General features: G+C 67.3%; 16 protein-coding genes and 1 pseudogene. 13 read left to right on the top strand and 4 right to left on the bottom strand.

The genetic code is table 11. The annotated features are described in order from the left end of the window. Positions 1-203 precede the first annotated feature (203 nt). The 3 genes from V1633_RS16675 to V1633_RS16665 all read left to right on the top strand — a co-directional run bounded on the left by V1633_RS16675 (position 204) and on the right by V1633_RS16665 (position 2,273). On the top strand, positions 204-536 hold the full coding sequence (locus V1633_RS16675; RefSeq protein WP_331215255.1) for a hypothetical protein: 333 nt from the start codon (positions 204-206) through the stop codon (positions 534-536). Positions 537-826: 290 nt separating this feature from the next. Continuing rightward, a complete protein-coding gene (locus tag V1633_RS16670; RefSeq protein WP_331215254.1) occupies positions 827-1,867 on the top strand; it encodes a hypothetical protein in 1,041 nt (346 codons plus the stop codon). 109 nt (positions 1,868-1,976) lie between these two features. Continuing rightward, positions 1,977-2,273 carry a hypothetical protein gene (locus tag V1633_RS16665; protein WP_331215253.1) on the top strand — a complete coding sequence of 99 codons (297 nt, stop codon included), beginning with the start codon at positions 1,977-1,979 and terminating at the stop codon, positions 2,271-2,273. 841 nt (positions 2,274-3,114) lie between these two features. Here the strand turns inward: V1633_RS16665 and V1633_RS16660 are convergent. Together V1633_RS16660 and V1633_RS16655 are read right to left on the bottom strand one after the other, a co-directional pair. After that, positions 3,115-4,074, bottom strand: coding sequence for a tetratricopeptide repeat protein (locus tag V1633_RS16660; protein ID WP_331215252.1), 960 nt, complete (start codon positions 4,072-4,074; stop codon positions 3,115-3,117). Beyond that, complete coding sequence (locus V1633_RS16655; protein WP_331215251.1) at positions 3,975-6,212, bottom strand: tetratricopeptide repeat protein; 2,238 nt, start codon at positions 6,210-6,212, stop codon at positions 3,975-3,977. The genes V1633_RS16660 and V1633_RS16655 overlap by 100 nt, the downstream gene beginning before the upstream one ends. Positions 6,213-7,518: 1,306 nt before the next feature. On the opposite strand from V1633_RS16655, the pseudogene V1633_RS16650 reads away from it, so the two are divergent. Beyond that, positions 7,519-7,950 (top strand): annotated as a pseudogene (locus tag V1633_RS16650) (NAD(P)/FAD-dependent oxidoreductase); the annotation flags it as partial. A gap of 23 nt (positions 7,951-7,973) precedes the next feature. Here the strand turns inward: V1633_RS16650 and V1633_RS16645 are convergent. Then, a complete protein-coding gene (locus tag V1633_RS16645) occupies positions 7,974-8,669 on the bottom strand; it encodes a HEPN domain-containing protein (RefSeq protein ID WP_331215250.1) in 696 nt (231 codons plus the stop codon). A 231-nt stretch (positions 8,670-8,900) separates the two neighbouring features. Between V1633_RS16645 and V1633_RS16640 the strand changes: the two genes are divergently transcribed. Beyond that, positions 8,901-9,284, top strand: a complete 384-nt coding sequence (locus V1633_RS16640) for an effector-associated constant component EACC1 (RefSeq protein ID WP_331215249.1) — start codon at positions 8,901-8,903, stop codon at positions 9,282-9,284. Beyond that, positions 9,281-10,921: a caspase, EACC1-associated type gene (locus V1633_RS16635; protein ID WP_331215248.1), complete on the top strand. Its 1,641-nt coding sequence runs from the start codon at positions 9,281-9,283 to the stop codon at positions 10,919-10,921. Before V1633_RS16640 ends, V1633_RS16635 begins: the two co-directional genes overlap by 4 nt. A 1,226-nt stretch (positions 10,922-12,147) precedes the next feature. Here the strand turns inward: V1633_RS16635 and V1633_RS16630 are convergent. After that, the gene (locus V1633_RS16630) at positions 12,148-12,426 is read right to left on the bottom strand and encodes a P-loop NTPase family protein (protein WP_331215247.1); all 279 of its coding nucleotides are present in this window, start codon (positions 12,424-12,426) and stop codon (positions 12,148-12,150) included. Between the two features lie 220 nt (positions 12,427-12,646). On the opposite strand from V1633_RS16630, the gene V1633_RS16625 reads away from it, so the two are divergent. From V1633_RS16625 to V1633_RS16595, 7 genes are all read left to right on the top strand, one after another. After that, positions 12,647-14,329, top strand: a complete 1,683-nt coding sequence (locus V1633_RS16625; RefSeq protein ID WP_331215246.1) for an alpha/beta fold hydrolase — start codon at positions 12,647-12,649, stop codon at positions 14,327-14,329. A 791-nt stretch (positions 14,330-15,120) separates the two neighbouring features. Continuing rightward, positions 15,121-15,687, top strand: coding sequence for a hypothetical protein (locus tag V1633_RS16620; protein ID WP_331215245.1), 567 nt, complete (start codon positions 15,121-15,123; stop codon positions 15,685-15,687). Positions 15,688-15,689: 2 nt separating this feature from the next. Continuing rightward, positions 15,690-16,337, top strand: a complete 648-nt coding sequence (locus tag V1633_RS16615) for a nucleotidyl transferase AbiEii/AbiGii toxin family protein (RefSeq protein WP_331215244.1) — start codon at positions 15,690-15,692, stop codon at positions 16,335-16,337. A gap of 246 nt (positions 16,338-16,583) precedes the next feature. Continuing rightward, entirely contained in the window at positions 16,584-17,306 is a 723-nt protein-coding gene (locus V1633_RS16610; protein WP_331215243.1) for a cysteine peptidase family C39 domain-containing protein, read from the top strand. Positions 17,307-17,344: 38 nt separating this feature from the next. Continuing rightward, complete coding sequence (locus tag V1633_RS16605) at positions 17,345-17,587, top strand: hypothetical protein (protein ID WP_331215242.1); 243 nt, start codon at positions 17,345-17,347, stop codon at positions 17,585-17,587. Positions 17,588-18,039: 452 nt separating this feature from the next. Beyond that, positions 18,040-18,432, top strand: coding sequence for a hypothetical protein (locus tag V1633_RS16600; protein WP_331215241.1), 393 nt, complete (start codon positions 18,040-18,042; stop codon positions 18,430-18,432). Continuing rightward, the gene (locus V1633_RS16595) at positions 18,432-20,927 is read left to right on the top strand and encodes a DUF4132 domain-containing protein (RefSeq protein ID WP_331215240.1); all 2,496 of its coding nucleotides are present in this window, start codon (positions 18,432-18,434) and stop codon (positions 20,925-20,927) included. The genes V1633_RS16600 and V1633_RS16595 overlap by 1 nt, the downstream gene beginning before the upstream one ends. The last annotated feature ends 97 nt before the right edge of the window (positions 20,928-21,024 follow it).

Here is a 21,024-nt window from a genome sequence, read left to right as displayed (position 1 = left end):
TCATACTCCTCATGATCGGTGCCCACGCGGCCTCAACAGACGGCTTCGGTGCCGCAGTGTTGGGCCGGATGACATCACCCCCCGGGACCAGCGGAGACAAAACCCGTAGGCTGTACTCTGGCGATCGTCAGGCCCGAGATCGGAGACCGCCCGTGGGAAGAGCGCTGGCTTCACAAGAGGTCAACACAGCGCGCGAGTGGGTCGTGGGTAAGAAGATCGAGTCTTTCCGGGTGTACGGCGTCAACTCGTTGAAGACCTTGACGCCCTCGCTCGACGACCTGGTCGGCGACCAGATCGTGGACCTGGTCGCCCAAGACGACGCTCGGCGGGTCGACGTGGTTTGCCGCGTCCACGTCATAGCCGTCGACCTTGAGCGGACCGGAAAAATGGCGGCGTTGCGAGAGACCACCGCATGGAGCCCGGCCGCCGGGACACCTATGCCGACCGGACGAATGACCTTCGAAGACGGCACCGGCCTTGACTTCAGGGAGCCGGCAAAGACGAAGCGAATCACGTTTGCCGTGCGTCGTCGCTGACCGCAAATCCTTGCCAGCCGAAACACCACGCACGGCAGCACTGCAGAAGGTTCCTGCCGGCCTTCTCAGTACCCGCCTGCAGCGGTCGGGGCGGGAGATGAGCGTCGAGGTTCCACAGCTCAGCCGATGACGCGCGTCCGGCCACTTCCTCTTCCTGCCTGCCCTACCCGACCAGAGGTCGTCGCGGAGTTGCCGCCAGCCTCCCTCGTAGCCGCACAGAGGTGTGCAAGCATCGTTGCATGGACGCCCTACCCGGGTCCACGAGGCCGCCCGCCTCGGTACAGGGGTTGTTGGACCTGCTCGAGAAGGCGGAGGGATTTGTGCAGGGTCTGGACCCCCCAGAACAGGTGAGAGCGGCCTGGCGTCGACTCATCCATGCTTTGCGGTTTGGCGGACATGTGCCCAAGGGCTGGCATTTGGTTCACCCAGGCCGCAACACCGGTGACCTGGTTATTGAGCTACGGCGGGGCCGCCACCCGAGCAAGCAGTACCAGCCGACAAGTCGCTCATCGGTGCCGGTCCCCGAGCTTCTGGTGGATCCTCATCCGGTCATCGACCGGTTGCGTAAGCAGCCCAGCCGCCTACCGGAGTCCGACGAAAGCCGCTCCCGGACGCTCATGCTCCTGCAAGCGCTCTGCCTGGAGGCGGAGAAACGGGCATGGGCCGTCAGGCGGGGTACGGACGCGCTGCTGAGCGTGGTCGTCGACGAACAGCCTCTCCAGGTGCGAGTACGGGAGGAGAAGGGAGCCCGCTGGACGCTGCGCCTGGTGCTCACGGTCACCGACGCAGACGCCGGCGTGGCGGAGTGGACGGACTACGCCCGCAAGCGCCTTGAGGACGAGTTGCCCGCCATCCTGACGGACCTGCGCCAGCGAGGCCGGCGACTTCGTGACCGCCGCGACGCAGCAGAACGGGCCGAGCAGGCGCGGCTGCAGCAGGAACGCGACCGGGCGGTGACGGCGCACCGCGACCAGATCCTGCGACAGCAGGTAGCTGCGTGGCTACTGGCCGAGAACATCCGCTCCTACTGCACCGATCTCGTCACCGCCGGCATGCGGATCGACGACCCGTGGCTGGCATGGGCACACACCTACGCCGATGACCTTGACCCGCTGGCCGACCCGCCTGGAGGCCCGACGATCCACCGCCATCGGCGGCCGTGTCCGCACCGAGACAGCAGCACGCCGAGAGGACTGCTTCTACGCCGCCCTACCAGCCGTGGCACCCGAACCGCCGCTGGTACCACGGCTAGTACCAGTGCCCCGAAGGCAGGTACGGCCGCAGGTCGTCCCTCTCGGGTGCCGGCGTCTTCGGCATGCCCTCCCGGCTGAGCCGGGGATCAACGTGGTCGGCATGCTGCAGGATCCACGTCGCCCAGGCCCGCACCTCCTGCGCACGGTCGGGCTCCAAGCCGTAAGCGACTGCCGCTAGCCCTGCCGCGTGGGCGCGGGCGTCGTCGGCGAACTGCCGCTCGCCGACGCGCGCCTGGATGGTCTGGCGACGGTGGTCCTCGGTAAACTGACGTCGGGCCTCATCTTCTCGCCGCTGTCGTTCCCGTCGGCGCTGCTGTTCGCGGCGCTCCTCGGCTTCGCGGCGCGCGATCAGGAGATCGGCCCACTGCTCGATGTGGGTGAAGACCTCGCCGAGTTGCCTGTGCAGGGGTTGGTCGGGGCTGTCGGTCTAGGTGTCGTAGCCGCGGCGCCGCGCCGGGTGCACTTCCTTGATCGTCTGCTGTAGCGGCTTGCCGCGCTCCCCGTAGAGCTGGAGCGGGAACTCGTCTCGGTCGATGCGCAGGATCAGCTGAACCGCTGTCGTAGTGGTCCCGTCGGTTGTGCCGAAACAGCGTCTCGTACCCGCAGAACTCGGCCTCGGTGATGATGGCCTGCCAGATCTGGCGCATCCGCTGCAACGGCCGGCGCTTGTTCGGCACCAGGTAGGGCCGGTGCTGGTAGATCATCCACTCGGGGAAGTCCAGCGTTTCGGTGAGCTCCTGCACGATCAGGTGTGGGCGGCGCACCGTCGAAGGGACCGGGACGATCCGGCCGAGGAACTCCTGCGTGCGGGGCCGTGGACGCGGAGGCGGAACCCACTGCCGGGTTGGCTGATCCGGTGGCGCCAACGCGGGCGACTCGACGCCCCGGCGGTCGACCTCCACAAGCAGCAGCGACATGCCACCCGGAAACGACCAGCTGCGCAGCCGGTGCGGACCGGCTCGCAGCAACCGCAGCTTGGCCACCTTCGCCGCGTGTCGCCACGCGGCCAGGGATTCCTCGTCCAAGCCCTCCAGCTTGAGCCGCCATGCGCCGCCCTCACCCGGTCGAGCACCAGTTCCGGTGTCACCTCCATCACCGTCTCCTTAACGATCCCACTCGCTATGCGGGACGGCGTTCACGCTGGCCAAATTGCCGCGGCGACTTCGCCTCCGGATGCTCAGGCACGGGCATGGCCGAGTTCCTCGATGACCTCGTCGATTGACTTGCCAGAGCCGGTGGTGCCGCTGGGCATCGTCGCCAGCTGGCTGGGGCTGATGCTTGGAGGCTTCGTCTGCGCTCGCCGCGCGAACAGCGGCCGCCGGCGCCTATGGCCCCCGTTCGGAATAACGGGGATAGGGCAGACCGAACCACTCCGCGAACGGTAGATTTTCGTTGACTGCCGTGCGCGCCTTGGGAGTGGGCTCAGGGGCGCGCCATGGCGCTGCGGTTCGCCCATCAGGCTCTAGCCCGTAGCGGCGCAATTGCTCCGCCTCGGTCCCTTGCAAGCTGAATTCGAGTTCGATGAGGTCAGCACCTGCCAGGCACGCGTCACGAAGCACCCGATCGGCCTCCTTTGCGCGCCCGTCCTTTTCGAGTACATCGGCCAGCGCCGACAATACTTCCGTCGTTGGTTGCACCACGCCACGCATTAGTTGTTCCGCCTCAGCAGTGCGCCCGGTTTTGGCGAGCATGCGGGCCAGTTCGACGAGCGCGTGCAGGTCCTCGGCGGCTGTCTGGCGAAGGAGCACCTCGGCCTGCTCGAGCTGACCGGCTTGCCGGAGGACGTGCGCGAGCCGAACCGGCGCCTGGGGTTTCCCAGCGGCAGTCAACCGCCGAAGCACCTCGTTCGCCTCGTCGTGATGCCCGAGGTGCATGAGTTGGTCGGCAACGTCGAGGAGGACTTCCTGGTCGTCGGTGGTCGCCCGCTGCTGTAGGATATCCGCCGCATCCTCGGTCTTGCCTAGGCGTTCTAGCAGGTTGGGCAGCAGCAGATTTGCGTGCTTGTCGCCGGCGTCGGCGGCCCGCCGCAGCCAGCTTTCGCCTTCTTCGAAGAGTTCGGGATCGTCGTCGAGTTCGATGCCGTCCTCGATGAGCAGTCCGGCGAGCCGCTGCATGGCCCAGGCATGGCCCTCTTCGGCCGCGTGTCGCAACAAGTCGTCCACTCCGCGCCACTGGTCGGCCTCGATCAGTAGTTCGATGCAGTGCTGGAGGGCATCCGCGGGGATCCTCTGGACAATGGTCGAGCGTAGTGTTTGGCTCTCCTCTGCGCGGCCGAGTTCATCCATGAGGCCGGCGAGCAGGATCGCGGCGATCGGGCTGCCCTTGGCGGTTTGCTGGTGCAGCAGGGGTTCCAGATCGCCTTGCTGGTCTTGCTCGTACAGCACGTTTGCCAGCACGACCAGTGCGGGGGGTCGCCTTGTTCGGCGCGGCTCGTCAACAAGCGGTGGGCCTCGTCGCTGCGTCCGCTGTCGGTGAGCAGGTCCACGAGCCGAACAAGAGAGTCAAGATCGTCAGGGTTCGCGACGAGTTGTCGCAGGTGTCGCTCGGCGTCAGCCGGGTCTTCGTGCACCTCCTGACCCGAGGTCGCGTCCCACACGTACCGCTGTGCGAGCGATTGAATGGCGCCCTTATGGCCGAGTTCGGCCGCTCGTCTTACCCAGGGGTCGCTCTCGTCGTGCCGGCCGAGTCTGCTGAGAAGCACGCCGATGGCCATGGCCGCACCGGGTGAGCCCTGATTGGCCGGCGACGCGCAGAGTGTGACCGCGTCGCGGTAGAGGTGGCGTTCCTCGGCTTCCCTGGCCAGGCGTAGCTGGTCCTCGATCGGGCCTGGATCGGCGAGCAGGACGGTCCACAACTGTGGGGGCAGCGGATACATGTGTTGCTCTGGACGCAGGTGCTGAAGGAGGTAGTCGGCGAGCACGTAGCCGTCGGGCTCGCCGAGGTCGGGCTGAGACCGCACCGGCGTCAGCGGAGCGATGACGCCCTTGACCATGCGGGTGACGTAGGCAAGGGCTGCGGCGAACCAAGGTTCGGTGCGGGCTCGATGCTGTTCGTCGAGATAACCTGCCGCCGCGTGTTCGAGCATGGTCGCAGACAGCGGGGCGGCGCGACCGGCGGCGCGGGCATCGGCTGCGGCAAGCATGAGCGCTCGGGCGTACGGATCGGCATCCCGGTAGGCGGCGATGAGGTCCGGGCCGGCTGCCAGTGCCTGGGTGACCCGGTTCGAGGATCCGGCGGTCGCGATGGCGTCGCGGAGGCGTGGATCGGAGCGCGACCGGGCCAGTTCGACATCGACGGGCAGGAATGTCGACGGTACGTCGATGCGGACGGCTCGGGCCAGCAGTGTTCGAACTTCATGGTGCGGATCGGCGTCGCCTGGGTTCGGCTGCGTGGCGAAGCGTTGCCAGTACTGCGGCCACAGGGTGCCGATCACGACCACAGGCGCGTTCGATCGCAGTATCTCCATCAGGGCGACGGCCGCCGCCTCGCCGTGGGGGGAGCTGAAATACCGCTGCGCCTCGTCGAGCCAGATGACTGAGGGCGGACTCGCTGGCCGCTCCCCCAAGGCGAGGGCGGTAGTGGGGAACTCCAGCGCCCAGTCCGGCAGGCACGTCAGGACCGCCTCGTATGCGGTGCGCGTCTTCCCGGTCGACGAGCCACCGACGAGGACGATGAACACGCCGTTAATGGGCATGGGGTGCAGCAGCCGGCGAAGGTTCGCGTCATGGCTTCGACCAACGTAGTCCGGCAGCGTCGTCGCGACCTGCTCCGCCGGGCTGATCGAGCGGTGCACGCCCAGGTCGAAGGGCTCCCAGTCGACGACCCGGCGCTTCGGTGCTCCGGCCGCGCTCCGCCGCTCACGCAGGGCTTCGTTGACATCATTGATGGTGTCCATGGCCTGAGCCAGGACATCCCCGGGCGTGAGGAATTCCGCGAAACGTCGGCTGATCTCGGGATAGGCGTCCAGGTAGGCAGACAGCTGATTGGCGTCCCACAAGGCCCAGCCCTTGAGGCCGAGGCGCTGCCCGTATGCGCTGAGTAAGTCGTTGACGCGGTCGATGCCGCCGCGCCCTGCGACGCTGGAAAGGCGGACGTTCGTGGCAACGATCAAGTACTGCGGGATCCGGCCGTCGGTGACGCGCCGCCGTCGCGCATCAAGCCACTGGTCCAGCTCGCTCGTGAGGGTCTGGCACAACCATTGAGCATCGGCGACACCGCCAGCGGTCCGGCGGCACTTCGCCTGGAGGACGCCGTAGCCGCACCAATCAGGCCGAAACGACACCTCGCCGTCGAAGGTGGCCTCGCGGCCACCGTCCGGTCCCGCGCCAAAGGCCTGGACCGCCGGGCCCAGCACTCGCATCGCGAGCGCCCTACACAACTCCTCGAATCGCCGCTCGTCGAGTCTGCTCAGCTCATATGCCACAGAACTATCATGAACCTAAACCCTGACGCGCTTTGTCCCTGCTCGACAGCGCGCAGGTCGAACGAGGCGGTCGAGCAGTTCGCGAGCCGATCGCAGCAGGTCCGCCGACGAAGGGTCGCCGCCGATGCCACCGGGGGCCGGCGCCTCGGGCAGGGGGAGGGCGGCACGGTGGTCGGGATGATCGGGGTGGTGGCCATGCTCAAGGTAAAAGCGACCGGCGTCAGTCGACGATGCCCTCCACACCCCTGCTTTGCGTGTCACCGTCACCAAGCCCCGATCCTGGAGCGCACGCACCGACCGGCGGTACTTGACGCCGTCCGGCCCGCTGAGGTCATAGCCGCCGTGGATCCGACGAAGCAGATCGAGCTGCCGCTCATTGAGCGAATCCCATCGCTGCACCACCCGACAGTAAGGGGCACGGCGAACTCGATGGAGCTGAACACGGCTGTATGTGGCAGCCCAGTCCGGCGAGGCGGCCAAACCGGCCTGCTGCACCTCTTCCTGCGAGGGCAGTACCACACCTGCGGGCAGCACAAGACCCGCTCATTCAGGGTGGCTGCGAGCTGATTGCCGTCGACCTCGGCCTCCTGGCTCATCACCTTGTGAAGGGCGGAGCGCCGCTGTCATGCCGGGAGTTGCCGGCGGCCGTCGAACTACAGCCGACGTCCCGGACGGAAGCCCCTAAAGGCTCTCGTCCCGACCCGGCCTCCTGTCGGTGGCCCGGCGTACCGTGGTTTTGCTGGTGGCCTCAGCCGGGCCTCGAGCAGCATGGAAGGAAAGTGGCGGATCATGAGTGCGCTACCTGATCTCATCCCGCTGACCGAGGCGTAGCGATTTTCGGCGGCGGAAACGCGTACTCCTGGTACCGCGACCAGGCGCATCGAGACGGAACTGTATTCATGGGCGGCCAGCGAGTACCGGTAGTCAAGGTTTCTGGGCGGTGGATGATCTCCAGTACAGACGTTGCGCAGGCTGTCGAAGCCGTTCGTCGCGAGAGGACTGAAATCGCCCAACGGGCCGCCGACTACGAAGCCGGCGTCTGCACGAAGGGTCGATTGAGCTGACGGGCGGACGCCACTACATCGTCCGGGGATCGTTTCACCTGCTGACGGTTCCGCAGCCCATGGCTCCCGCGGACGGTTGGTGGATCTGCAACAACTGCAGGTGCTCGGCGATGATGCAGCACGATCCAGACAGGGAATGCCACCGCTGTCGGGACTGGAGCCCGTGCGCGAACGACTGCACGCTGGTCGGTGTTTCCTGTCCGACATGCGGGACGTCTCTGGCGCTGCAACCGGCATGACGGTCCTGCGTTACCTGCAACGGGTTCTTCTTCCGCGCCCAGGACATCGCCGTCGTTGGCGGCGGGAACACCGCCGTGGAGGAAGCCACCTTCCTGGCCCGCTTCGCCCGCGGCGTCAAGGTCATCCACCGCCGCGACACCTTCCAGGCCAGCCGCAGCGTGGCCGAACGGGCGCTGAGCAACGACAACGTCCGGGTGGTATGGAACAGCGTCGTCGAGGAGATCCTCGGCCACGACGGTGCCGTCGCCGGAGCCCGGCTGCGGATGTCCAACACCGGCCAGACCCCGGGTCCTGGACGTCACCGGCGTGTTCGTCGCCATCGGCCACGACCCCCGCAGCGACGTGTTCCGTGGCCTGGTCACCCTCGATGACGACCGCTCGTCACCGTCGACTCCCCGGGCACCCGCACCAACCTGCCCGGCGTGTTCGCCGCGTCGATGGCCCTCGTTGCCCGCAGCTACGCGTTGATGTCTCGTCTGATGAGACCGCGGCCGGTCGTCTTGGCGAGAAACTCGTCGACCTGCTTCGCAGTGCACGAAGCGAGTCTCTGCACAAGGTCCAAAGAGCTGACCGCTTCCCGCTTATACACGCTCCCGGCAGGGGCTCGGCGGTGGGCAATCGAGCCACGTAGCGCCACGAACTCGTCCAGCTTCCGGCATGCTGTATCGGGCTGGCATCGGACCCACGACCAGCACTGGGTGATGTCCCCAATGCCAACATTTTCTCGGAAGAACGATTTGACCTGCCGATGCTTCGGTGTGTTGAGCGATCGGTCCTCGTCAGCAACGATCATGTCGGCGCGTAGCTTGAGCTGATCTTTCCAACCTCGTCCGGCGATGGACCAGATTGCGAGGTCGTCCTTCTCGGCAAGAAGACTTTTCTTCAACGTCTTCTTGATCTCGGCCGGTAGGTCAGCTGGGTCCTTCGTGCGGATCGCGATCTTGCGCAGCGCTTCCGAGGCAAGGTCCTCGCAGAACGCTTCCCACGACGCGCACGTCATGACGATCGCCGAACGGGTAACGACCTGGATGTCGGTGCGGCGCCGGCCGCGCCCCGCGCCGGTCTCCGACGTGTGGAGGTCAATCAGACGCTGAATGTCGGGCACAGCCTCCCGGAGGAACGTATGGTGCGCCTGCCCGTACGCCATGGTCATGGCCGACATTGTGCCGGTCGAGCAACTCAGCGCGGAACCAGGCGCAGCCACGTTTGACGGGGCGAAGTCGTCTGCGCAGGTCAGCAACGCGACACTTCGGCCGGTGTGCTGGGCGTCGGGGCAGACGCCATCGTCGCCAGCAACGTCAGGAAGGCGAGGGGTCGGCCCACCTTCCTCGTCGGCAGGCACCCGGAGAAGCGCTCGGAGACGGGCTGGCGCGCGGACGCCACTATGGTGCTGCTGACCGCGACAAGCAGAGGATGGGATGGTTCCGGGTTGACTATCTACCGGGTGACGCTCGACGGATCGACGCTTGACCTTCGGCGACTCGCGCATTGGCTGCGGGAAAAGGACGAGATCCGGACGACTGCGAAGATCGCGGTCGTACCCGTGCAGCCGGCGCCGGGGACTATGGGGGCCACCGAGGTCATCGAACTGGTGGTCAACATCGGGTTCTCATCGGCGAATCTCGCGCTGGCAATCGCGGCCTGGCGGCGCAGCCGGGCACAGGCGCCGGTGGTGCGGATCGAGGTCGGCGAGCGGAGCGTGGTCATCGACGTCACGGATCCGGCCGAGGTGACGCGGGCGATCGAATCGGCTACAGCGGACGAGTGACCGCAGTGACCATGCCGAGCCCGAGCGGATCGCGAGCGTGCCTGATCGGGACCGCCGGGTATGTGCATCTCGACCCGCTGCCAGCCGTTCGGAACAACGTCCAGGCGCTCGCCGATCACCTCGCCGCGTCGGACGGCTGGCAGCTTCCCCGGGAGAACATCCTGCCGGTGGTCGATCCCGGGCAGGTGGCCCACTTGGTCGAGCCGGTCCGTCGGGCAGCCGCCGAGGCCACCGACACCCTGCTCGTCTACTACAGCGGACATGGCCATCTGGACGACCAGATGCAATTCTCGCTGTCGCTGACCGGGTCGCGTCACTACGAGCCTTGGACATGCGTGCCGTTCACTTGGATCAAGACGCTGCTGGCCGACACGCGGGCCACCCGCCGGGTAGTGATTCTGGACAGTTGCTTCAGCGGCAAGGCACACGGCCTGATGGCGGGCGCAGCCGACGCGGTCCGCCTGCAGGCGGCCACAGCGGGCGCGGTTGTACTCAGTTCGGCGAGCGAGAACGGCCCGGCGCTTGCCCCACCGGGCGAACGGTACACCGCGTTCACCGGAGAACTACTCGACTTGCTCACCAGCGGCATCGCCGGCGGCCCCAGGGTGATCACGGTGGATCTCGCCTACGCCTACGTCAAGTCGGCGCTCGCCGCTAGAGGCCGCCCCCTGCCGGAACGCACCGGTACGGATACGTCCGGGGCGCTCGGCCTGGCTCGCAATCCGCTCCACCGGCCAGAATCCCCGGTACAGGCCCGGCTTCCCCGCGGCGCCCGCCTGGTCGCGCTAGCGGAACGTCTGAACCTCCCGATGGAGCCGGAGACGCTCGCCCGGCCGAGCGTCGGTGCCCCTGACACCTCCCAGTCTCGTTACGAGATGCTCGACAAGAAGGTCGGGATGGGGGGTATGGGCACGGTATCTCTGGCCTGGGACCACTTCCTGAGGCGGACGGTCGCGTGCAAGACACCACACGACGGCTTACACCTGGAGACCGCCTTCTGGGCGGAGGTTCGTGCCGTGGCCGCACTCAACCACCCGAACATCGCCGCCATTTACGACGTAGCGGAACAGGGCGGAAAGCGGTTCTTCGTGATGGAGTACGTGCCAGGCCAGCCGCTGTCCGAGCTGACTGGGCACTGCGAGGTCGAGCCGGACGACGCCGCGGAGATCATGTGCGAGACCTTGGTGGCCCTAGAGCACGCCCACCGCGCCGGGGTGATTCACTGCGACGTCAAGCCCGCCAATATCATGCTGACACCCGAAGGCTCAATAAAGATCCTTGACTTCGGGGTCTCGTTTCTGGTTAACGAAACCTCCGCGCACCCGCTCAGGAAAGAAGGGAACATCATCGGGACACCCGCTTTTCTGGCCCCCGAGATGATCACCGGCTCGGTGCCCAGTGTGGCGGCTGACATCTACGCCGCCGGTGTCAGCTTCTTCCTGTTCTCACCGGGGAGTATCCGTTCCCGCACACGAACCTGCACAAGCTGTTCATCGCAGCCACGGAGGAGCCGGTACGGGTGCCGAGCTCGGTGCGGGCCGACGTTCCCGCAGCCTACGACAAGATCGTGGAGCGAGCCATGGCCAAGGACCCGGCCGGCCGCTTTTCGACGGCGGCCGACATGCGCGCGGCCATAGCAGCAGTCCTCTACGGCGCCCCTTCGTGACCACCCGTCCGGCAGAGCCGCGGGTCCGGTTCGGGCCCTGCTAGTCGGCCCAACGCGTTGAACCTGTTCATTCAATGCCTCCCGTCGGGAACGAAGAGGCCCATCCGAGACGTGGTTTTAATTTCTGGCCGTCAACGCCGCGGACACCCGCCGCCTCGTATGCTTCATCTACGAACTCAGCACCGCTCTGCACGACCTCGGCGAGCGCAGAACGGACTAACCAATGTCCGATAGCTGCGTCCTCGGTCGGCGTCGTGACGCCGACTGAGGTTGACGGTGGGACCTCCCTACGGCAGCTCAGTTAGGCTTTCCTACGTCTCGGGCTTTGGCAGCGCTGTGGCCCTCGTCGCTGGCGGCGCCCTCGCGGCTTGGCTCCTCGGCCTGTTGCTCGTCCTCAGGGACGCAGCCACAGGACCGATCGGAGATTATCCGCATATGCGCTTTGTAACCCACTGGTCCACCTCCGACGGGCCTCCGCTCGCGACGACCACGGACGCAGCGATCGGCACTGCGGATGGTCGCCCGACGGATCACAGCAACGAAGCCGAGTAGAGGGGCAATGAGCATACGCTTCTGCCCTACGAGCGATCATGACCGAGTGCCCTCCACCCTTCTCGTTCAGGCGACTGCGTTCGACCAACTCCACGGTCGCGAACGGGCTCGGCCGTTGAGAACGCCGCTTGTCAAGGGAGCGCTCAACGAGCAGCTTTGCACAAAAGGGCGGTATGCCAGTAAGCAGGCCTGCAGGTCGGCGACCAGCCCCGACATTGGTATTCCCAATTAGGAAACCGATGCTCTATCCCCTGAGCTACGAGGGCCTGGTGATCCACACTACCTAGCGGCGGCTGTCAGCGTACCGCAGGGAGCCCCAGCGGCGGTCGGCGCTGGCACCGCAGCCAGGCGACCGCACACCGACCGCACGTGATCCGGCCGGGTGTGCGGACCGCCACCGGCGATCATGGTCCGGCAGCGTCACTCAGCGCCGGTCAGGGACGGCAGAGCACACGTGGTCCACAGCCGGGGGCGGCTCAGGCCTCGCGTCCCATCCCAGCCTCTCGGCAGCGGGCTTTCTTTCGCCCGGAGCCGGTGGCGGCGCCGCCGTCTTGCCCGGCCGCCCCTCGTCGTCACGTCACAACTGGCTGTCTATACGCACGCGGTCGATCCACTCGCGCGTCTGGCGGCGGCCGGTGAGCATGATCAGCCTGCTTGCGGCCCATGCTCCTGGATCAAGTTGCGGACTCGGGGCCGCATCGTGCGGCGGTAGCCGAGGATGTACCGGACGAAGCTCCAGGTAATGCGGTCGTAGACACCGTCGGCCTGGTGCTGGCCGCCCCGGTAACGCCGGCGTCGCTGGGCGATGCCCCAGAGGCAGGTCAGCGCGGGCAGGTCGAGGAAGATCACGGTGTCGGCGGCGGCCAGCCGGATGGACAGGGTCCCGGCGTAGTTGCCCTCGATGATCCACCGCTCGTCGGCCACGATTTTCTCCTGCCTGGCGGCGAACTCGTCGATCTCAGTCAGGGCGTCGCGCAGCCGAGCAGCTCCCTGGCGGAGTAGTGGATCGCGTTCTCGATGATCGCGTCGCAGATCTGTACTGCGCCGTCCCGTTGGCTGGCATACATCATGAACACGTGGCTGGGAGAAACCTGAACGATTTTGGTTACCTCGGCTTGACGCGTCCATCTGTATCAATGTCCGCATGACACGACGCAAAGGAATTGTCGCCGGGATCGGGGTGCTCGTCATGGCGGCCGGTGCAGGGCTCGTCGCCCTTGCGCCGCCGGCCGGGGCGAGCGCGGCGCCACCAGCGGTGACGTGGAGCGACTGCGTGGCCTACTCGGACGAGACCCTCGAAGCGATGGGTGTCTCGCCGGAGCAGCTACCGAGGATCCGGGCGCTGCTCGCCCGAACCGACTGCGGCACCGTCCAGGTGCCGCTCGACTACAACCGCCCGAACGGCACGAAGATCACGGTCGCGATCAGCCGGCTCCGGGCTACCGACCAGCGGCACAAGCTGGGCAGCATGGCGGTGAACCCGGGCGGGCCGGGCGGCAGCGGCTATCTGATGCCGCACGAGCTGGCTCTGACCAGCCCGCAGTTCGAGGCGCTCGCCGTGAAGTACGACCTGATCGGGTTCGACCCGCGCGGCGTCGGCTACAGCACTCGGGCCGCGTGCGCGCACCCGGGCAACGACATCACGCCGCCCGAGATCCCGGCCGGGCCGCTCACCGAGGAGACCGCCAAGAAGATCTACGACTTCCAGGTTCTGCAGAACCAGACCTGCTGGCAGAGCGACCCCACCTTCCTGGGACAGCTCACGACCGCCAACGTGGCCCGCGACCTCGATCAGGTACGCAAGGCGCTCGGGCAGGAGAAACTCAGCTACTTCGGCGTCTCCTGGGGCACGCTCCTCGGCCAGGTCTACCGCAGCCTCTACCCGCAGTCGGTGGGCCGGATGTGGCTGGACAGCGTGGTCGGCCCGACCGCGAACCGGCTCGACTCCCGCTTCCACGACGTGATCGCCGCCGACGAGGGCAAGATTCCGCGCTGGGCCACCTGGGCTGCGGAGCGGGACGCGACGTACCACCTTGGCGACACCGCCGAGGAAGTGATCGCCCTGGTCAAGCAGCTGAAGGCGAAGCTGGATGCGACGCCGATCGTGTTCAGCGACCTCGACCAGCCGATCGACGGCAACCTGGCCGCCTTCCTGGCCGTCTCGCCCAGCCCGCTCTGGACGGAAGGCACGCCCGCGCTGGCGGCGCTGACCACGGCGACGACCGGCGACCCCGTGCCGGACGCACTCCGGCCGATCCTCATCGGGGACGGGCCGCAGGAACCGACCGAGCCGCCGGCCGACCTTCCCGAGCAGTTCAACGACGCCGCAGGCAGGGCGATCCTGTGCAACGACGACACCAGCCCGCACGACTTCCCGACCTTCTGGAGGACGTACCGGAGCTGGCAGCGGGAGTTCCCGATCACCGCGGGCCTGGCACCCTTCACCCAGATGTGTGCCGGCTGGCCGATCCCCGCGACGGAGCCGTTCCGGCTGCGCAAGTCGAACGGCTCGCTGCAGCTGTCGGGGCACCGGTGGGAGAGCCCGACGCCGTTCCCGTGGGTCGCCCAGGTGCGGGCGAAGATCGGCGGCACCGCGTTCACCGTCGAAGACGACATCCATGGTTCGGTCGCGCGGGTGCCGGAGTGCACCGAGCACCTCGAGGCGTACTTCCTGACCGGCCGCCCCGACTCCGGCGGCTGCGACGGCGTGACGCCACCCTCCGCCTCGGCCGCGTCGGGCGCGACAGTTGCTGCTGCCGCTGAGTCGGTGCCGGTCAGCACCGACTGGGCACCATCCGGCAACCGCTGGAGTTGGCGCAAGCACTGATCCCGTCCCCGCTGCGGTGGCCGGTCTTCCGGCCGGCCACCGCAGCCCCTGTGCCCCCGATCGCACGCCGCAGTTGGCTCCCCGGGCGTCACGACTCAGGGTCATTGCATTGTGGGCCATCACTTCATCGTCTCCGAACAACTCGGCCACACCACCACGCTCACCCGCGACACCTACCAAAGCGTCACCAAAGAACTCCACACAACGCAGCCGACGCAGTCGCCGAGAGAATCAAGAAAAAGCGCCGCAACATCGCCTGAAGAGGCGCCTGGGCTGGTTTTTCCTACAGGTCTGACTGTGAAGCATGGCGGAGGCGGTACAACGAAAGTGCCGCACCCGGGTCGGCTTGCCGTAGAAGACATGCCCGCCCCGTACACGCCTCGACAGATGACCCATGACTGGTCCCTCGGTGGCAGCGGCCGGCGGGTGGTGGGACGGCCTGACCACATTGCGGGCGGGCCTCCATGCCGCGAGCCTGATCACCTGGGACTCAGGTCGATCTACCAGCACCCGGGCCTTATCAGCACGCCCGCTGGCGCCCGCACCTCTGGCGGATTGCGAATCGAGTCGCCTCCGATGGCGTCGATGCCGAGCCCGAAAGTCACGCAGTGGGCAGTCACGGGGCGGGTTGACCACGAATCTGCGGTTCGCCCGGTGTGAGTGGTCGTCGACGGACGAGGCTTCACCAGAACATGAGTGCATCCATCGCGATCACCATCGCTGGTCCCGCCGGTTATTGAGATATGCCTGAAAGCCAAGCGTGCTGGGCCTAGCATGGTAGGCTGATGGGCATGGGCCGGTTCTCCGAGGATGAGCTGCACGCGGTTGTCTCCCGGTACGAGGCGACGCGGGCGGCTGCGTTGACCGAGCGGGACGAGCAGCTTCGGGCATTCCACGCGGCCGGGTGGCGGCCGGTGGATCTGCAGCGGGTCACCGGGTACAGCCGGGAGACGATTCGTCAGGCGCTACGGCCGGAGGTCCGGCGGGCGACAAACATCAGCCGGCGCAGGACATCGCCCCAGCCGCCGGCGGACTACCGGCCCTACGGCGACCGGAGGCCCTACGTGGTGGCCGAAACCCTCACCGCACTGCACGGCCCGACCGAAGGCACGGTGACGCTTCCGCGTCATCTCGACTGGTCCGGGCACGCCGAGTACGACCTGAACCGGGCCACACGCCTGGCCAGCATGTACAAGGTGGTCCTCACCGAAGCCGCCACGGTCGAGGACCTGAACACCTGGCTCGACGCCGACCTGCTCCGGCGGCTCTGGCCCACCCTCTGGCTGCCACCCCAACTTCGTCAGCGCTGGGAGGAAGCCTTCCCCGAACTCGCCGCAACCCGCAGCAACGCGGCATAGCGGTGGACCCCTTCCACGAACGCCTCGCCCGTACCGGGCTCGCGGCGGCCGATCGATACGGCTTCGCGCTGGCCGGCGGTTACGCAGTCCAAGCCGCCGGGCTTCTCGAGCGGCCCAGCGAGGACGTCGACCTGTTCACCGCCTGGGACCGCCGCAACGAGTTCACCGCCGCGGTCATCGCCGTCGTGCACGCCTACCGAGATGATGGCCTGACTGTCGAGACCGAGCGTCAGTACGACACGTTCGCCCGACTGGCCGTCACTGACGGAGTACGGACCTCCAAGGTCGAACTCGGCGTGGACTGGCGTGCCAACGAACCGATCCTCATGGCGATCGGACCGGTACTGCACCCCGACGACGCGGTCGCGAACAAGATGAGCGCCCTCTACGGGCGAGCGTTCGCCCGGGACTTCATCGACATCGACGCCACGCTCCGATCCGGTCGCTACACCCGCGACGCCCTCCTCACCCTCGCGCAGCGCGCCGACCGTGGCTTCGACCCGCGCATCTTCGCCGACGCGCTCGGACAAGCCGCCCAGCTCGATCCCGACGACTTCGCCCAGTACGGCGTCACCGGCCGAGCGCTGGACGATCTCCGCAGCCGATTCGCCGAATGGCGCCGCGAACTGCTCGATGACGAGGAAGGATGACTCGGCTCCCGGCAGCGTAAGCCTGCACACGCAGGACCCAGGCCTTTGCCTCCGCCGACTGGTCGGCTTTGGCCTTTCTCGGGGTCACGTTGTTCAGTGTCGCGGTCATCACGGCACCCCCTCACCAGGCACAACGCCCGGTAGGTCAGGCCGGAAACACCGTTAGATCCACAGACCCCACACTGGTGCGCGATCTCATCGGCGAGTGCGTCCGGAAACACCGTTAGATCCACAGACCCCACACTGGTGCGCGATCTCATCGGCGAGTGCGTCTCGATTCTGCTGGTCCGACTACCGCTCTGGACCGCCGAGGAGGTCCTCAGCCTCGGCACCGCGACCCCGTACGTAGGCTCGCAGGTCGCTGCCCTGGTAGCCAAATGGGGTGCCCGGATCGCCCGGGTACTACGGGCGGTGATCCGCAGCCTGGACAATCTGTCGCCGCTGGCCCGCCAACTCGACGAGATCGTCGCCACCATCGCCGACCTGCTCAAGCGCCGCGCGACCGAGACCGGTCCGATCCGCGCGGTACCGGCCCGCGACCCGTCCATGGCCGGCGCCGGCGGCAACTGGCGCACGATCGACGAAACGCCCGGCGGGGCGATAGCTCAGCAGAACGACGCCTCCTGTGTCTCCGCTACCGGCGCCATACTGTCGGGAAAATCGCAGGACGACCTCATCGATACGCTCGGCGCGCCAGCACCGATCGACCGCCTACCATCGGCTCTCGGCCCCGACTGGCGCGGCGGCTACGTCGGCCCCGACGCGTTGAACCTGCTCAACCCACGCGCACCCTGGGACGCCGAGCTCAAGGACCCGCTCAACTCGATCGGACACGCAGTCGTGGTCGACGGAGTACGCCCCGACGGGCGAATCATGATCCGCGACCCGTGGGGCGGCGGGTCGTCATACGCTATGGACCTTGACGAATTTCTCAAGTACTGGAACGGGAACGCGGTGTTTAAGCAATGACAGACAACCTACCCCCGGCTCGCTGGCGGCTGACCGGCATGGCCGCCAAGGACGAGTCGTCCTACACAGTCAGCGTGGTCGACGACGACGGAGACAACCGCGAGTACGAGTTCACCGCGGAGAACGTCGACATCGCCGGCAGTCCCGTCCTTCTGGTCCGAGGCTTGGAGTTCGGCGACGACACCATCTGGGATCGTGAAGGCGCGGTCGCAGTTTCCGAGGCGGTGCGAGCTTTCCACATAGCCCGCCAGCACACCCTCCGCCTCGGCCGCCCGTCGTAGCTTCTCTGCGAACACCGCAGCAACCCACCCGGCCCCGAGCACGGCCCGAGACGTGGCTACCGGCCCTGGCCGCGGCGGTGACCGGCGGCTCGTCGTTCCATACCGCGTCGACGAGCTGATTCAGCGAAAGCAGGCGACCGCAATTGGCGGCCAGCAGACCCAGGATGCGCCGTTCACGCGTGCCTTGCAGGGGTACGGGTGTCCCGTCAGCGACCACTTCCAACGGGCCCAGTATTCGGAACTCCAAACGAGAAACTCCCCGTACGCGTCTCGCCTGGCAGCTCGGACGCGGTGATCGTTCGGTGACAGCGCGGTGACATCGAATCTTAGCCTGGCTCGAACCGCAGAGGTGACGAGCCGGATCGGATGAACGGCGACAAGGTCGTGCCCAACCGAGAACCGAGGACGGAGTGCCGATGCGCTGTCGGAGGGCCGTCCTAGACTGCGGCGCCATGGCCATGGTGAGTTTTGTCGATGAGACGACCGCGGGTGAGCGCAGTGCGGCGTGGCATCTGGAGATCTTCGAGGAGCGGCTGCCGCTGCGTGAGGTGATCCGCCGCCGCGTCTTCCAGGAGGTCGCGGAGCACAACGCGAAGGGTGGTGACGTCTTCCGAGGGCTGATGCAGCCGACCGACACCGAGCGAACGCTCAACGGCTTCAAGCTCAAGGAGCCGCGCCGGGTCGATCCGGAGCAGCAGGCCGCCCTGGCCCTGGAGGCGTTCTCCCGCAATGGTTTCATCGTGCTCGTCGACGACCAGCAGGTCGAGGAACTGGACGCGGTCGTGGAGCTGACCCGGGGGGCACAGGTCACCTTCCTCAAGCTCGTCCCGCTGGTCGGTGGCTGATGCCGACGCCGACGATTTTCCCCGAACGCGCCGAGCGGATGGCGGCACTCGCCCGGCACGGTGACGTCGAGGCCCTGACCGACGAGGTGATGGCCTACACCGCCGTCTATACCGGGGACTGGGGCCACGAGAGTCGGGACGCGACCACCGCGCTCGGGCTCCTCGCGCCCGAGCGCAAGCCCGAGCTGCTGATGGCGGTCCTCGAACGCTGTTGCCAGGTCACCGAGACCGAGCAGCGGCGCGTCACCAACGACCTGCTGGAAATCCTGGTCAAGCCTTACAGCAAGATCAGGACACCAGACTCGGCCGCGGTGGCACTCGCCTTCGGCGCCAGGCACACCGCCTACTTCGGCGGCGACGAGCTGCGGCGGATGACCGAACTTCTCCTCGAAGCCGGCCGGCCGCTTCCGGTGGAGGTCGTCGCCATGCTGCGCCGCACCGTCGCGCACGGCTACTGGAGCGCCGCCGAAGCGATCAAGCCGTTGCTGGACAAGCTTGACGTACCGATGCTCAATCCGGGCGAGGCGTGGGCCGATCGTGCCCTGGCCGACGTCGCGTCGCTCGACCCTGCCGAGGCCCGCCGATGGTACGAGGTGTTCCGGCACGCGGCGACCGCGACGAGTGCCAAGCCGTCGCAGAGGTGGGAAACGACCGGCCGCGAGCTACTGGTCGAGCTGACTGATCCCGGTGACCGGCTGCGGACCTGGCTTGGCCTGGTCGGGCGTCCGCGCACCATCCTGCTCAACCGCACCCGGTGGGAACACGACGTCAACGAGGCCTTCGACCAGTTCAACGCCACGGTACTGCGCGGACTCGTCTGGCTGGTCTCGTTCCTGCCCGAGCAGCCCGAGACCCCACGGGTGCTCGGGGCGCTGGTCGAGACGTCACTGCGCAAGGCCACCGGGCTCGGCCCGCGCAGCCCGAAGGTCGCCAATGCCTGCGTGTACGCGCTGTCGCGCGTCCCGTCCGAGGAGGCGCTCGCCCAGCTCGCCCGACTCGCCGCACGGGTCACCTTCAAGGGCACGCTGAAGGAGCTGAACGCGGCCCTCGACGCCCGGGCCGCCGCGTTGCACCTGACCCGGGACGAGGTCGAGGAACTGGCCGTTCCAGCGTACGGGCTGACCGAGGTCGGCAGGCGCGTCGAACACTTCGGCGAGGCCTCCGCGACGCTGGACGCCACGTCCGGGACGGTCACGGTCACCTGGCGCAACAGTGCCGGGAAGACCGTCAAGTCGGTCCCCGCCTCGGTGCGCTCGGCGTACTCCGAGCAACTCGCCGAGTTCAAGGCCGCCGTCAAGGACGTGGAAAAGATGTTGTCGGCCCAGGCGGAACGCCTCGACCGCCAGTTCCTCGCCCAGCGGGTCTGGCCGTTCGAGGCCTGGCGCGCCCGCTACCTCGACCATCCGCTGGTCGGCACGTTGGCTCGTCGGCTGATCTGGCTGGTCGACGACGTGCCGTGCGCGTACTGGGACGGCGCTCTGCGTACCAGTGAAGACAAGGAGATCGCTGCCGGCGAGACGGTACGGCTGTGGCATCCGATCGGCCGTGAGGTGGACGAGGTGATCGCCTGGCGCGCGTGGCTGGAGGCCAAACGCGTCACCCAACCGTTCAAGCAGGCACACCGCGAGGTCTATCTGCTGACTGCGGCCGAGGAGAACACCCGGGTCTACTCCAACCGGTACGCCGCGCACATCCTGCGCCAGCACCAGTTCCACGCGTTGACCGCGGCCCGGGGATGGCGCAACAAGCTGCGGATGATGGTCGACGACGAGTACGAGCCGGCCACCCGCGAGCTGACGCAGTGGGGGCTGCGTGCGGAGTTCTGGATCGAGGGCGTCGGCGACGACTGGGAAACCGACGCCACCGAGTCGGGGGCGTACCTGCGGATCACCACCGACCAGGTCCGGTTCTATCCGATCTCGGCACCCGAAAACCACGCGCACGCCGGTGGCGGCGGCTACGCGCAGTGGATACACCAGGACGCGCAGCCGACCGATCCGCTGCCGCTGGCCGAGATCCCGCCGCTGGTACTCAGCGAGGTCCTGCGGGACGTTGACCTGTTCGTCGGCGTCGCCAGCGTCGGTAACGACCCGACCTGGCAGGACGGCGGTCCGGAAGGACAGTTCCGCGAGTACTGGGCGTCCTACAGCTTCGGCGAGCTCAGCGGCACCGCGCAGACCCGCAAGGAGATACTCGGACGCCTCGTCCCCCGGCTGGCGATCGCCGACCGGGCAGAGGTCGAGGGTCGTTTCCTCGTCGTCCGCGGCGACCTGCGCACCTACAAGATCCATCTTGGTTCGGGCAACATCCTGATGAGCCCGAACGACCAGTACCTCTGCATTGTGCCGAAGCAGTCGGTCGGCTCCTCGACCCGCGACGTCTTCCTCCCGTTCGAGGGTGACCGGGTGCTCGCCGTCATCCTCAGCAAGGCGTTCATGCTGGCGAAGGACACCCAGATCGCCGACCCTACGATCACGCAGCAGTTGCGGCGCTGACCCCGCTGTCGTGATCCTCGTCGAGCAGGCACGCACGCTCCTGCCTACACCGACGTGGCGGGAGGGTCTCCGACCGGTATCCGGCGCTGTCCAGCCG

Source organism: Plantactinospora sonchi (assembly GCF_036422035.1).
Lineage (GTDB): Bacteria > Actinomycetota > Actinomycetes > Mycobacteriales > Micromonosporaceae > Plantactinospora > Plantactinospora sonchi.
Note: the sequence above shows the minus strand (reverse complement) of the source record. Positions and strands in the feature narration are given on the sequence as shown.